13 protein-coding genes and 1 tRNA gene are annotated in these 13,746 nt (G+C 70.7%); 2 read left to right on the forward strand and 12 right to left on the reverse strand.

The features are described 5' to 3' along the window. Positions 1-2 precede the first annotated feature (2 nt). From cysD to OG992_RS16985, 7 genes are all read right to left on the reverse strand, one after another. Positions 3-914 (reverse strand): sulfate adenylyltransferase subunit CysD, encoded by a 912-nt coding sequence (gene cysD, locus OG992_RS16955; protein ID WP_091394617.1) that lies wholly within the window; start codon positions 912-914, stop codon positions 3-5. A 75-nt stretch (positions 915-989) separates the two neighbouring features. Next, complete coding sequence (locus OG992_RS16960) at positions 990-1,820, reverse strand: 3'(2'),5'-bisphosphate nucleotidase CysQ (RefSeq protein WP_266303710.1); 831 nt, start codon at positions 1,818-1,820, stop codon at positions 990-992. A 132-nt stretch (positions 1,821-1,952) separates the two neighbouring features. After that, positions 1,953-2,543, reverse strand: a complete 591-nt coding sequence (gene pth / locus OG992_RS16965; RefSeq protein WP_266303711.1) for an aminoacyl-tRNA hydrolase — start codon at positions 2,541-2,543, stop codon at positions 1,953-1,955. A 94-nt stretch (positions 2,544-2,637) separates the two neighbouring features. Then, positions 2,638-3,333 (reverse strand): 50S ribosomal protein L25/general stress protein Ctc, encoded by a 696-nt coding sequence (locus OG992_RS16970; protein ID WP_266303712.1) that lies wholly within the window; start codon positions 3,331-3,333, stop codon positions 2,638-2,640. Between the two features lie 333 nt (positions 3,334-3,666). Next, positions 3,667-4,647 (reverse strand): ribose-phosphate diphosphokinase, encoded by a 981-nt coding sequence (locus OG992_RS16975; protein WP_091394633.1) that lies wholly within the window; start codon positions 4,645-4,647, stop codon positions 3,667-3,669. A gap of 58 nt (positions 4,648-4,705) precedes the next feature. Further along, the gene (gene glmU / locus OG992_RS16980) at positions 4,706-6,265 is read right to left on the reverse strand and encodes a bifunctional UDP-N-acetylglucosamine diphosphorylase/glucosamine-1-phosphate N-acetyltransferase GlmU (RefSeq protein ID WP_308193639.1); all 1,560 of its coding nucleotides are present in this window, start codon (positions 6,263-6,265) and stop codon (positions 4,706-4,708) included. 110 nt (positions 6,266-6,375) lie between these two features. Continuing rightward, a tRNA-Gln gene (locus OG992_RS16985) sits at positions 6,376-6,447 on the reverse strand. 313 nt (positions 6,448-6,760) lie between these two features. Here OG992_RS16985 and OG992_RS16990 point away from each other — a divergent pair. Together OG992_RS16990 and OG992_RS16995 are read left to right on the forward strand one after the other, a co-directional pair. Next, positions 6,761-7,726, forward strand: a complete 966-nt coding sequence (locus OG992_RS16990; protein ID WP_266303713.1) for an acyl-CoA desaturase — start codon at positions 6,761-6,763, stop codon at positions 7,724-7,726. A gap of 224 nt (positions 7,727-7,950) precedes the next feature. Continuing rightward, positions 7,951-8,649 carry a TetR/AcrR family transcriptional regulator gene (locus OG992_RS16995; RefSeq protein ID WP_196920982.1) on the forward strand — a complete coding sequence of 233 codons (699 nt, stop codon included), beginning with the start codon at positions 7,951-7,953 and terminating at the stop codon, positions 8,647-8,649. A 6-nt stretch (positions 8,650-8,655) separates the two neighbouring features. Here the strand turns inward: OG992_RS16995 and OG992_RS17000 are convergent, their stop codons facing one another. The 5 genes from OG992_RS17000 to rsmA all read right to left on the reverse strand — a co-directional run bounded on the left by OG992_RS17000 (position 8,656) and on the right by rsmA (position 13,721). After that, complete coding sequence (locus tag OG992_RS17000; protein ID WP_238683602.1) at positions 8,656-9,132, reverse strand: DUF4383 domain-containing protein; 477 nt, start codon at positions 9,130-9,132, stop codon at positions 8,656-8,658. A gap of 203 nt (positions 9,133-9,335) precedes the next feature. Then, entirely contained in the window at positions 9,336-9,791 is a 456-nt protein-coding gene (locus OG992_RS17005; protein ID WP_266303714.1) for a DUF4383 domain-containing protein, read from the reverse strand. 100 nt (positions 9,792-9,891) lie between these two features. Beyond that, a complete protein-coding gene (locus OG992_RS17010) occupies positions 9,892-11,697 on the reverse strand; it encodes an ABC-F family ATP-binding cassette domain-containing protein (RefSeq protein ID WP_238683604.1) in 1,806 nt (601 codons plus the stop codon). Between the two features lie 120 nt (positions 11,698-11,817). After that, positions 11,818-12,765 (reverse strand): 4-(cytidine 5'-diphospho)-2-C-methyl-D-erythritol kinase, encoded by a 948-nt coding sequence (locus tag OG992_RS17015; protein WP_238683605.1) that lies wholly within the window; start codon positions 12,763-12,765, stop codon positions 11,818-11,820. Between the two features lie 86 nt (positions 12,766-12,851). Then, complete coding sequence (rsmA, locus tag OG992_RS17020) at positions 12,852-13,721, reverse strand: 16S rRNA (adenine(1518)-N(6)/adenine(1519)-N(6))-dimethyltransferase RsmA (RefSeq protein ID WP_238683606.1); 870 nt, start codon at positions 13,719-13,721, stop codon at positions 12,852-12,854. Between the last annotated feature and the right edge of the window lie 25 nt (positions 13,722-13,746).

Consider the following 13,746-nt stretch of genomic DNA (forward strand, 5'->3'; position numbering starts at 1 on the left):
CATCAGAAGTAGCCCTCCCGCTTGCGGTCTTCCATGGCGGCCTCACTGACCCGGTCGTCACCACGGGTGGCGCCGCGCTCGGTGATCCGGGTGGCCGCCACCTCCTCGATGACCTTCTCCACGGTGTCCGCGTCGGAACGGACCGCGGCGGTGCAGGAGGCGTCGCCGACGGTGCGGTAGCGCACCTGCGCTTTGAACCGCTCCTCACCCGCGCGCGGACGGAAGAACTCGTTGACGGCGTAGAACATGCCGTCCCGCTCGATCACCTCACGCTCGTGGGCGTAGTAGATCGACGGCAGCGGGATGCGCTCCCGGGCGATGTAGTGCCAGACGTCCAGCTCGGTCCAGTTGGACAGCGGGAAGACGCGGATCGACTCGCCCGGGTGGTGCCGGCCGTTGTAGAGCGACCACAACTCCGGTCGCTGGTTCTTCGGGTCCCACTGACCGAACTCGTCCCGGAAGCTGAACACCCGCTCCTTCGCCCGGGCCTTCTCCTCGTCCCGGCGGGCGCCACCGAACAGCGCGTCGAAGCGGTGCTTCTCCACCGCGTCCAGCAGGACCGGTGTCTGGATCCGGTTGCGCATGCCGTCACCGGACTCCCGGACCATGCCGCTGGCCAGGGCCTCCGGCACGCTCGCCACCACCAGTTGCAACCCCAGCTCCGCGACCCGTTGGTCGCGGTATTCGAGGACCTCGGGGAAGTTGTGCCCGGTGTCGACGTGCATGACCGGGAAGGGGACGTTGGCCGGGGCGAACGCCTTCTGCGCGAGCCGCAGCATGACGATCGAATCCTTGCCACCGGAGAAGAGCATCACCGGGCGTTCCATCTCGGCGACCACCTCGCGCATCACGAAGATGCTCTCCGCTTCCAAGGCGTCCAGGTGGGAGACCTGGTACGCCGCGGGGGTGGTCATGACACCGGCTCGATTCGCTCGCTCATCCGATTTCCAGACCTTTCCGGTCGGGCATGTCAAGAAAGTTCGCTCAGGCTACCCGGAATGCTTCTGCAGCGCTGCAAGCAACCGGGTGGCGAGATCCTCGCGGCAGACCAGGAGGTCAGGCAGCCGCGGATCCGCCTCGTTGTATTTCAGCGCAGAACCGTCGATCCGGGAAGCGTGCAGTCCGGTGGCCGTCGCCACAGCGATCGGGGCTGCCGAGTCCCACTCGTACTGCCCACCTGCGTGGATGTACGCGTCCACCTCGCCGGTGACCACTGCGGCGATTTTCGCTCCGGCCGAGCCCATCGGCACCAGGTGCGCCCCAACGTCCTCGGCCAGATCGGTCAGGAAGACCGGCGGCCGGCTCCGGCTCGCGGCCAGGCGGATCTTCCGCTCGCCGGCCGTCGCCGCCTCCACTGTCATCGGCGGGTACGCCGGCGGGTAGTCAGTGCCCAGCACCCGGTGCTGCGCCGGCAGCCCCACCGCCCCGGCGATGAGCCCGTGCGGGCTCGGCGCGTTGCGCGCCCAGAGCGCCACGTGCACCGCCCAGTCCGAGCGGCCCTCCTCGGAGAACTCCCGGGTGCCGTCCAACGGGTCGACGATCCACACCCGGTCCGCGTTCAACCGGGACACCGCTCCGGTGTTCACCTCCGCGGCCCAGGCCAACCGGGAACCCTCGTCCTCCTCGGAGAGCACCGCGTCCTCCGGACGCCACTTCGCCAACTCCGTGCGGATCAGGTCGTGCGACACCTTGTCCCCGGCCGACTTCAGCGCACCGGCGTCGGCGAAACCCATCTCCGTGCGCAGGTCGAGCAGCGCCTGCCCGGCCCGGGACGCCAACCATCGGGCGAACGCGCCATCGATCATCGGAGGACTGCTCATCTGTCCGCTCCCGTCGCCTCGCCGCGCTGCCCGCACGGGCCGATCCGCCGCGACTCGCGTCGCCGGTCGCGGCACGCTGAAAGGCGCAGACTACCGGCCCGCCGTTTCCGATTCGGGTACGCCCCGCCCGGCTCAGCCGCCGTGGTAGAGGTTCTGGGTCGGCTCCACGCCCTTGGTGATCACCGACTCCACCACGTCGGCGGCCCGGTCCACCAGGAAATCGAGCTCCTTGCGCTCGGCCGCGCCAAAATCCGACAGCACGTAATCCGCCGGATCCTGCCGCCCCGGCGGGCGGCCAACGCCGAACCGCACCCGGGCGTAGTCCTTCGTCCCCAACGACTTCGACATCGAACGCAGGCCGTTGTGCCCGCCCTCGCCGCCGCCGAACTTGATCCGCACCTGACCGAAGTCGATGTCCAGCTCGTCATGCACCGCGATCACCTGCGTCGTCGGCACCTTGTAGAACTGTGCCAACGCCGCTACCGGCCCGCCGGACAGGTTCATGTACGTCAGTGGCTTCACCAGCACCAGCTTCGGCCCACCGAACCCGAGCCGCGCCTCGGCCACCTCGGCCACCGCCCGCTTGTGCCTGCCGAAACGCGCACTCACCCGCCCGGCCAGCAGCTCGGCCACCATGAACCCGACGTTGTGCCGGTTGCCGGCGTACTCCCGACCCGGGTTGCCCAGGCCGACCACCAGCCACGGCCCCGCCTCGTCCGTCACTACCCGTCCCTTCCGACGCCCATCCCATCGACTCCCGATATGCCGACAGGCGCCCCCGAACATCCGGGGACGCCTGTCGCACAGTACGAGCCGATCAGGCCTCGGTACGCGCCTCGGTCGTCTCGGCGCCCTCGGCCGGGGCGCCGTCCGCGCCCTCGGAGCCCTCGGTGGTCTCGCCGACCTCGGCCTCGGCCTCGTCGGTGGCGGCCTCGACCTCGGGCAGCGTCGCCTCGAGCTGCTCGGCGGTCGGGGCGGCGGTGATCGACGCGACGGTCAGCTCCGAGTCGACGGCCAGCTCGACGCCGGTCGGCAGCTTGACATCGCCGGCAGTCACCAGGGTGCCCGCCTCCAGGCCCTCGATCGACGCCTCGAGGTGGTCCGGAACCTTGGTGGCGTCCGCGGTCACCGAGAGGGTGTCGTGGTCGTGCACGATCAGGGTGTCCCGGGCGGCCTCGCCGGTCAGCTGGACCGGGACCTCGACGGTGACCTTCTCGCCCCGGCGGACCAGGATCAGGTCGACGTGCTCGAAGGTGTCGCGGATCGGGTCACGCTGGATCGCCTTCGGCAGCGCCAGCACCTGGGTGCCGTCGGCGATGTCGATCGCGAAGAGCTGGTTGGCACCACCCTTGCGGATCGCGGCGGCGAACTCCCGCGACGGCAGCGCGATGTGCTTGGGCTTCTCGCCGTGGCCGTACAGCACGGCAGGCACCTTGCCGGCCCGGCGGGTACGGCGGGCACCACCCTTGCCGAACTCGGTACGGGGCTCGGCGCTGATCTTTACCTCGGACACGGGGAAACTCCTGATGCTTTTCGCTGCGGCGGCTTGTCGTCTAACGGTGCTGGGGCGAGGGGCTCGCTGGGGCTCATGCGTCATGAACGACTGCCCGGAGCACCGCGTCGATGACGGTGCCTCCGTGCGGCGCTTTTCAGCGGCCCGCCGGGCACCCTCGCCGTGGCAACCGCACCAGTCTACCCGAGCTGTTTCCAGGGTTTCCGGCAGTCCCCGATCACGGCTCAGGACCGGCGCGTCGGTGGTGCTCCCACCAGCGTGCCGGCCCCGTTTCGACCAGTTTGCCAGCCCCGCCCCCGCCAGCGTGTCGAGTGACGGAAACGGGGCTCAGGCTCAGCTCAGGCCACCGAAGAGGGTGGTCACCGAGCCGTCGTCGAAGACCTCGCGGATCGCACGCGCCAGCAGCGGCGCGATCGACAGCACCGTGAGCTTGTCCAGCTGCTTCTCCGGCGGGAGCGGCAGGGTGTTCGTCACCACGATCTCGCTGATCGAGCTGTTCTTCAACCGCTCGGTGGCCGGGTCGGACAGCAGCGCGTGGGTGGACGCGACCACGATCTCCGCAGCGCCCGACTCCTTGAGGATGTCGGCGGCCTTGGCGATGGTGCCCCCGGTGTCGATCATGTCGTCGACGATCAGGCAGACCCGGCCCTCCACCTCGCCGACGACCCGGTTCGCCACGACCTGGTTCGGCTTCATCGGGTCACGGGTCTTGTGGATGAACGCCAGCGGGCAGCCGCCCAGCCGGTCGGTCCACCGCTCTGCCACCCGCACCCGACCCGAGTCCGGTGCCACCACTGTCATCGGCCGGCCGGCGTACTTGTGTTCCACGTACTCGGCCAGGATGTCCATGGCGAAGAGGTGGTCCACCGGGCCGTCGAAGAAGCCCTGGATCTGCGCGGTGTGCAGGTCGACGGTGAGGATGCGGTTCGCGCCGGCGGTCTTCAGCAGGTCCGCCACCAGTCGGGCCGAGATCGGCTCCCGACCACGGTGCTTCTTGTCCTGACGGGCGTACGGGTAGAACGGCAGCACCACTGTGATCCGCTTGGCGGACCCCCGCTTCAGCGCGTCCACCATGATCAGGGTCTCCATGACCCAGGTGTTCACCCCGTGCGTGACGGACTGCACCACGAAGGCGTCCGAACCACGTACCGAGTCCTTGAACCGTACGAAGAGCTCGCCGTTGGCGAACTCGTACGCGTCGGCCGGCGTCGGCGCGACGCCGAGCACCTCGCCGATCTCCTTGGCCAACTCCGGAAAGCCACGTCCGGAAAAGAGCATCAGGCTTTTGCGGTTTTCGGCGACGATGCTGCCCATGGGCCCGTCTGCTCCCGTTATGTCGGCGGTACCCGACCCGGTGGTGGTGGGTCGGGGACTATTCGGTTGCAGTATCTCCCGCGCCGGATGCGCCGCCCACCGTCTCGGTCGCACCGTGGATTGCCTCACTGTGGCTTGCGGCACCAGTCGTACCGGACGCACCCTTCGCGTCGCCGGTCGGCTGCTCATCCTTCGCGTCGCGGGCCCGCTGCGCCGCCTCCGCCGCGGCAGTGCCGGCGCGCCGCTTGACCACCCAGCCCTCGATGTTGCGCTGGCGCGCTCGGGCGACGCCCATCGCTCCGGCCGGCACGTCGTCGACGATCACCGAACCAGCCGCCGTGTACGCCCCATCGCCGACCTCGACCGGCGCCACGAACATGTTGTCCGCACCGGTCCGCGCGTGGCTGCCGATCACGGTGCGGTGCTTGTTGACCCCGTCGTAGTTCACGAAGACCGACGCGGCGCCGATGTTGGTCTGCTCGCCGATCGTCGCGTCGCCGACGTACGTCAGGTGCGGCACCTTCGCGCCGGCGCCGATCTGCGAGTTCTTCACCTCGACGAACGTGCCGACCTTCGCCTTCTCGGCCAACTGGGCGGCCGGCCGCAGGTACGCGTACGGCCCGACGGTTGCGCCCGCACCCACCTCGGCGCCGACGGCGTGACTGCGGATCACCGACGCGGCGGGGCCGACGATCGTGTCGATCAGGGTGACGTCCGGCCCGATCAGCGCGCCCGCGCCGACCACAGTGCCGCCGCGCAACTGGGTGTTCTGGTCGACCACCGCGTCCCGGTCCAGCGCGACAGTCACGTCGATCCAGGTGGTGGCGGGGTCGAGCAGGCTCACCCCGGTGCGCATCCACGCCTCGTTGATCCGGTCGCGCAGTAGCCGACGCAGCGTGGACAGCTCCACCCGGTCGTTGCAGCCCAACGTCTCGACGTGGTCCACGGCAACGTGCACCGCGACCGGCTCACCGGCGGAACGGAGCAGACCGAAGACGTCGGTCAGGTACTCCTCGCCCTGGTCGTTGTCGGTGGAGAGCTTGCCCAGCGCCTCGCGCAGCCGCACGGCGTCGAACGCGTAGATGCCGGCGTTGATCTCCCGGATGGCGCGCTGCGTCGTGTCGGCGTCACGCTCCTCGACGATCTGCTCCAAGCGACCGTCGGCGTCCCGCACGATCCGTCCCAGGCCGGTCGGGTCGGGCACCTCGGCGGCCAGCACGGTGGCCGCCGCGGAGGCCTCCTCGTGCGCGGTCACCAGCGCGCCCACCGTCTCGGGTCGCAGCAGGGGCACGTCACCGTTGATCACCACGACGGTGCCGGCACCGTCCGGTACGGCCTCCAGAGCGATTCGTACGGCATGCCCGGTGCCGAGCTGCTCGGCCTGGAGCACCGGAGTGGCGTCCGGGGCGACCTCGGACAGGTGCGCCCGCACCTGGTCGGCGCCGTGGCCCACCACGACGACTGTGCGGTCCGCGCCCAACGGTGCGGCGGCGCTCAGCACGTGACCGAGGAGCGTCCGACCGAGCAGGGGGTGCAGCACCTTGGGCAGTGCCGACTTCATCCGCTTACCCTCACCGGCGGCAAGTACGACGACGGTACGGAGGTGGGGCTGGGGCACGACGTGGCTCCCGTCGGGACGGCGGACACTCTCGCGGCCATGCTAGCCGCGAGGCCCGGCACGTTCCTCTCTTACCCCCACCGGACCCTAAAGCGGACGTAGGTGGGCAGCTCGGCCGCCAGGGTTCGAACCTGAAATACGGGTACCAAAGACCCGGGTGTTGCCAATTACACCACGGCCGATCAGCGACGCGAGCACGTCGCACGAGGGATGGACATCCCGCCGCTACACCTTAGCGCCCCCGCCGTCGGATGCCAGCGCTCATCCCGCCGCAGGGCGAGTGGTCGATGCCGTGGGTCTTCCGGGAGTCGTCGGCCCGCGCCTCAGCCGCCCTCTTCCCGGACCGGCCAGGCACCCGCCACGGAGCCGGCTGACCTGCGACTTCGAGCAGTTACGCGAAGACGATTCGAAAGTTCCTCGTGCGATCTACGGTGCCGTAAGTTACGGTGACGTAGGCGTAGCTTTGTGATCGTTACCATCCCCCTGCGAGGTCCCATGTCCACTGCTCTGCTCGATTCCAACACCGCCGGCCCCGGCCCCAAACCACTCACCGACGGCAGCCAGTCCCCCGGCATCCTGGCGGCCCTCTGGGCCTTCGTGGTGATCCCCTTCGTCGCCCTGCTGATCGCCGTGCCGGTGGCGTGGGGCGGCTGGCTGGGCTGGACCGACGTCGTCATCGGCCTGGTCTGGTACGTCGTCTCCGGGCTCGGCATCACCGTCGGTTTCCACCGCTACTTCACGCACGGCTCGTTCAAGGCCAAGCGGTGGCTTCGGGTGACTCTGGCGGTCGCGGGATCGCTTGCGGTGCAGGGCGAGATCATTCAGTGGGTCGCCGACCACAGGCGTCACCACGCGTTCTCCGACCTGGAGGGCGACCCGCACTCGCCGTGGCGCTTCGGCACCAGCTTCTGGGCGTTGACCCGGGGCCTGTTCCATGCGCACGTGGGCTGGCTGTTCCGCCGGGAGCTGTCCAATCGCGGGCGTTTCGCACCGGACCTCATCGCCGACCGGGACATCAGCCGCGTCGACCGACTCTTTCCCGCGCTGGTGGCCATCTCACTGCTCGGCCCGGCGCTGATCGGCGGCCTGGTGACCTGGTCCTGGCAGGGCGCGCTGACCGCGTTCTTCTGGGCCGGACTGGTCCGGATCGGCCTGCTGCACCACGTCACCTGGGCGATCAACTCGGTGTGCCACGTCTACGGTGAACGTCCGTTCGCGATGCGCCAGGGCGACCGCGCGTCGAACTTCTGGCCGCTGGCGATCCTGTCGTTCGGCGAGAGCTGGCACAACCTGCACCACGCCGACCCGACCAGCGCCCGGCACGGCGTGTTGCGCGGTCAGGTGGACATCTCCGCCCGGGTGATCTGGTTGTTCGAGAAGACCGGCGCGGCGACGCAGGTGCGCTGGCCGAAGCCCGAGCGACTCGCCGCCAAGCTGGTGAAGCCTGTCGCACCCCACTGAAACCGGGCGGTGCACGGGGATGCCGCCTGGCAGGATGGCCGGGTGACCGAGCCATGCGGGGGGACCGGGCGGCTCGGCGGACGGGGAGCCGAGCCCGATCCGGGTACGGTCGAACGGCGCGTCAGGGCGGTCGAACCGCCCGACAGTGAGGCGACGACGTGAACGGGCACAGCGGAGGAACCATTCCACGGCAGGGCGTCACCGAGCGCCAGCGAGGCGGCGACATGCCCGAGGTCAGCGACGACGCGGCGGCAGCTGTCGGCGGCCGACGGGCGACGCCGACGGCGGCGCCGAAGGCCAAAGCTCCCTCCCGGGTCCGCATGTCGGCGGCCCAACGCCGGGAGCAGTTGATCGCGACCGGCCGGCAGCTCTTCGCCGAACGCGGCTTCGACGCCACCTCCATCGAGGAGGTGGCGGCCCGCGCCAAGGTCTCCAAGCCGGTGGTCTACGAGCACTTCGGTGGCAAGGAAGGGCTCTACGCGGTGGTGGTGGACCGGGAGGTCCGGGCCCTGTTGGACCGGATCACCACGGCGTTGACCGCAGGGCATCCGCGGGAGCTGCTGGAACAAGCGGCGCTCGCCCTGCTGACCTACATCGAGGAGGAGACCAGCGGTTTCCGGGTGCTGGTCCGCGAGTCGCCGCTGATGTCCGGCACTGCCACCTTCAGCAGCGTCATGAACGACGTGGCGCACCAGGTCGAGCACATCCTCGGCGCGGAGTACAAGAGCCGCGGGTACGACCCGAAGCTCGCCGAGCTGTACTCGCAGGCGCTGGTCGGCATGGTGGCGTTGACCGGTCGCTGGTGGTTGGAGGTGCGTAAGCCGCGCAAGGAGACGGTGGCGGCGCACCTCGTCAACCTGGCCTGGAACGGGTTGTCGCACCTGGAGGCCAAGCCGACGCTGATCACCGCGCGGCGCAGCTGACCTCGATCAGCGGCGGTGCACGTCGGCCACCGGGTGCTTGCGGTGCTCCAACTCCGCCTCGGCGGATTCCGGTGGGCCGACCTTGTCGTAGAGGCCGGTGCCGAGCAGGATCAGGCCGAACAGCATCGACACGACCACTGTCGACATCGAGAAGTTGAGAAAGTTCGCTTCGGTCTGCAGCACCGACATCATCAGGATGCTGGTCACCAGGAACACCACGCCCGCTGTGAGGTTCATGTAGTGGCCGAGGTTGGTACGCCGCGAGGCCCCGATGATCAGGACGATCCCGAAGATCACCGAGGCGAGCGAGAAGGCCAGGTTGGTCCGGAGGCCGAGGGCCCAGGTGCTGGTGCGGGCAAAGAGCGGATCCCCGATCGTCTCGGCGACGCCCCACACGCCGAAGACCAGGATGTAGACGCCGATCAGCCCGGAGAGGACCCGGTAGAGCGGCCGTGCCGGATGGTTGACCGGAAAATGCGGCATGCCCAGACCCCCTGATATGACCGTTTCAGGGGAATTGTCGCCCAAGGCAGGACCGACTGTCCGAAGAACCACAAAGCCGGAAGGTCCGCCGAAGGCTGGACCGGGTCAGGGTTTCGCCGGAGCCCGAGCTGCGCAGGGATCAAGCCTGACCGCCCGGAGCAGCTCGGGCTCCGGCGAAAACCCACGGCCGCAACCAAAAGGGCTCAGAGAACCAGACGAGCCTTCTGGAACGCCTCCGCCTCGTCCTCGGTGCCGACCTTGCCGTACATGCCGACCATGAGCAGCACCAGGGCGGCAGTCATCACCACGACCACCGTGGTGATGCTGAAGTTGAAGATGTTGGCGTCGGTCCGGATGAACGCGAGACCGGCCAGGCTGACCACCATGAGGCTGTACGCCAGCCACTGGTTGATCGCCACGTCGATGTTGCGGCCGAGCGCGGTGCCGACCAGCACGATGATCCCGAGCAGCACGCTGAGCAGCGAGAAGCCGAGGTTGGTGCCCTGACCGAGGACGCGGGTGTCGTCCTGGGCGAGGATCTCGTTGCCGGTGCTCGCGACGATGCCGAGCACACCGAAGACGACCAGGTACAGACCGGTCAGCCCGCCGATCGCCCGGTAGATCGGCCGCGCGGGGTGGTTGACGGGGGTGTGTGCCATGTCTGTGTCTCCAACGCCGTGGGGTAGGTGTCGCCGACGATTGTCTCGCATGTGGTGGTGTGACGCCGCACACGGGGCCCGGGCCGGCGCGCCCGGCCGGTCAGCTCTCGGGCAGGTCCTCGGCGAGGGTCATCCAGCTCTCCTCGATCCGCTCCCGCTCGGCGCGCAGATCCTTGAGCTGGGTGTCCAACTCGGCGACCCGGGCGTAGTCCGTGGCGTCCGCCGCGAGCTGATCGAGCAGCGTGGTCTCGCGCTGGTCGAGCTTGCTGAGCTGCCGCTCCAGCCGGGTCAGCTCCTTGCGGGCCTGACGGACCTCGGCGGCGGACATGCCACCCCCCGAGGGGGCAGCGGACGCGGAGGTCGAGGTGGCGCCCGCCCGAGGAGAGCCGGCCCGCTCGGCGGTCCGCGCGAGGTATTCGTCCACGCCACCCGGCAGGTGCACCAGCCGACCGTCGCCGAACATCCCGTACGCCGTGTCGGTGACCCGCTCGATCAGGTACCGGTCGTGGCTGGCCACGATGATCGTGCCGGGCCACGAGTCGAGCAGGTCCTCCAGCGAGGCGAGGGTGTCCGTGTCCAGGTCGTTGGTGGGCTCGTCGAAGAGCAGCACGTTGGGCTCGCCGGCCAGCAGCCGCAGCATCTGCAACCGGCGGCGTTCCCCACCGGAGAGGTCACTGACCGGGGTCCAGAGGCGGCGGTCGTCGAAGCCGAACACCTCGGCGAGCTGAGAGGCGGAGACCTCCCGGTCGCCGAGCTGAACCCGGCGGGCGACCTCCTCTACCGCCTCCAGCACCCGTAGGTGCCCGGGCAGCTCGGTGAGCTCCTGGGAGAGGAACGCGGGCCGCACTGTGGAGCCGGTGCCGAGGCGACCGCCGTCGGGGCGGGTGATGCCGGCGAGCATCCGCAGCAGCGTGGTCTTGCCGGCGCCGTTGGCGCCGAGGATCGCGATCCGGTCGCCGGGGCCGACCAGCCAGGTGACGTCGCGAAGGATCTCCTTCGGGCCGGCGTGCAGCTCGACGTTCTCCAGGTCGTACACCTGCTTGCCCAACCGCGAGGTGGCCATCCGCTGCAACGACATGGTGTCGCGCGCCGGCGGCACGTCGGCGATCAACGCGTTCGCGGCGTCGATGCGGAACTGCGGCTTGGAGGTCCGGGCGGGTGGGCCACGACGCAGCCAGGCGATCTCCTTGCGGAGCAGGTTCTGCCGGCGGGCCTCGGTGGCGGCGGCGACCCGCTCACGCTCGGCACGGGCGAGGGTCCAGGCGGCGAAGCCACCCTCGTAGGCGCGGACGGTCTGGTCGGCGACCTCCCAGGTGTTGGTGCAGACCGCGTCCAGGAACCACCGGTCGTGGGTGACCACGACCAGGGCGCCCTTGCGGCCGACCAGGTGCCGGGCCAGCCAGTCGACCCCGCCGACGTCCAGGTGGTTGGTGGGCTCGTCGAGGATGAGCAGGTCGGAGTCGCGCACGAGCAGCGCGGCGAGCGCCACCCGGCGGCGTTCGCCACCGGACATCGGGCCGACCGGCTGGTCGAGGCCGAGGTGCGGCATGCCGAGGCCGTCGAGGATGGCCCGCACCCCGGAGTCGCCGGCCCACTCGTGCTCGGCGCCCATGCCCTCGGCGAGCCAGGCGGTGCCGAGCACCACGTCCCGGACGGTGGCCTCGGGGGCGAGGGCGAGCTGCTGCGGCAGCCAGAGCACACGCAGGTCACGGCGGTGGGTCACCCGACCGTCGTCGGGGTCCTCCTGCTTGGTGAGCAGTCGCAACAGGGTGGACTTGCCGGCGCCGTTGAGGCCGACCACGCCGATCCGGTCGGCGTCGTCCAGGCCGAGCGAGACGTCCGTGAGCAGCCGCCCGGCGGCGCCGTACCCCTTGGACACCCGGTCCAGATTGACGATGTTCGCCACGTTCCACCCTTCATGATCAAGGCGTCCCGGTGCCGGCGGGCACCTGGACGCCTTTCCCAAGGGTACGCGGAAGCCCCGGACGCCCGCGCCGCGCGCCAGCAGCTCCGGTGGAACGCGTCGTCAGCCGACGCGGGCGCCGGCTACCGGACCGTGCGCGACCCGCGCCTCCCGGCAGACGCCCGCGGCGGTCAGCTCGGCGGCGATCCGCTCCGCGTCGGCCGCGTTGGCGGCGAGAAACACGCAGGTCGGGCCGGAGCCGGAGACGATGCCGGTGAGCGCACCGGCCGCCTCGCCGGCCTTCAGCGTGTCGGCCAGCGCCGGGCGCATGGCCAGCGCGGCGTCCTGGAGGTCGTTGCCGAGCGTACGGGCGAGCACCCGGGGGTCACGCTGGCGCAGCGCGCCCAGCAGCGCGTCGGTGCTGCCCAGCGGGGCGCCGGCGGCGCCGGAGTCGCGGAGCCGATCCAGCTCCCGGTACGCGGTCGGGGTGGACAGGCCGCCGTCGGCGATCGCCACCACCCAGTGCCAGGAGGTGGGGCGGGCCAGCACGGGGCTGATCGCCTCACCCCGGCCGGTGCCCAGCGCGGTGCCACCGTAGATCAGGAACGGCACGTCGGAGCCGAGGTCGGCGGCGATGCCGGCCAGCTCGTCGCGGGACAGCCCGGTGCCCCAGAGCGCGTCGCAGGCCACCAGCGCGGCGGCCGCGTCGGCGCTACCGCCGGCCAACCCACCGGCGAGCGGGATCTGCTTGCGCAGGTGCAGTCGGGCGTGCGGCAGCACCCCCGCGTACCCGGCGAGGGCGTGCGCGGCGCGGATCACCAGGTTGGTGTCGTCCAGGGCCAGCTCGCCGGTGCCCTCACCCTCCATGGTCAGGGCGAGGGTGTCGCCCCGGCGGGCCGTCAGCTCGTCGTAGATCGAGATGGCGTGGTAGATCGTGTTCAGCTCGTGGTAGCCGTCCCGGCGCAGCGGGCCCACCCCGAGGTGCAGGTTGACCTTCGCGGGCACCCGCACCCGCACCGGGCCGATGGCCCCCCGTCGCTCGTCGTCGTCCGGTCGCCAGGCCTCGGTCACGGGGTGATGTCCCGCACGCGCAGGCGGATGTCGAACGGCTTGGCCACGATCAGCTCCTCAGCGTCCTGGGCGGGCACCGCGTCAGCCTACTTCCCGGCCGGCGTACCGACCGGAGCCGACGCGGCGATGGCAGCGAACTGCTCGACGGTCAGTGACTCCCCACGGGCGCCGGGGTCGACGCCGGCGGCGGTGAGCGCCGCGGCGGCCCGGTCCGCGCCACCGGCCCAGCCGGCCAACGCGGCGCGCAGCGTCTTGCGCCGCTGCGCGAACGCCGCGTCCACCACGGCGAAGACCCGCTCCCGCGGTACGTCGGTGCGGGGCGGCTCGTGGCAGGTGAAGGAGACCAGACCGGAGTCGACGTTGGGCACCGGCCAGAACACGTTCGGCGGCACCTTGCCGGCGCCCCGGGCCTGGGCGTACCAGGCGAGCTTCACCGACGGAATGCCGTACACCTTGGAGCCGGGACCGGCGACGAGCCGGTCGGCGACCTCCTTCTGCACCATCACCAGGCCGCGTCGCAGGCTGGGCAGCACGGCGAGCAGGTGCAGCACCACTGGCACGGCCACGTTGTAGGGCAGGTTCGCCACCAGCGCTGTCGGCGCCGGGTCGGCCAGCTCGGCGGCGGCGATACGCAGCGCGTCCGCGCGGTGCACTGTGAGCCGGGCGGCGTCAGCCCCGGCGTGCCGCGCGACGGTCTCCGGTAGCGCCCCGGCGAGCACCGGGTCGATCTCCACGGCGTGCACGTGCCCGGCGACCGGCAGCAACCCCAGGGTCAGCGAGCCGAGCCCGGGCCCCACCTCCAGGGCGACGTCGTCGGGGGTCAGGCCGGCGGCGGTCACGATCCGGCGCACCGTGTTCGGGTCGTGCACGAAGTTCTGGCCCAGCTTCTTGGTGGGCGCGACGCCCAGCCGGGCGGCGAGTTCCCGGATCTCCGCCGGGCCGAGGAGACCGGTCATGGCTGGCAGCGTAGCGACGGGGTCG

Origin of the sequence: Micromonospora sp. NBC_00362 (genome assembly GCF_026342155.1) — a bacterium.
GTDB classification, from domain to species: Bacteria; Actinomycetota; Actinomycetes; order Mycobacteriales; family Micromonosporaceae; genus Micromonospora; species Micromonospora hortensis.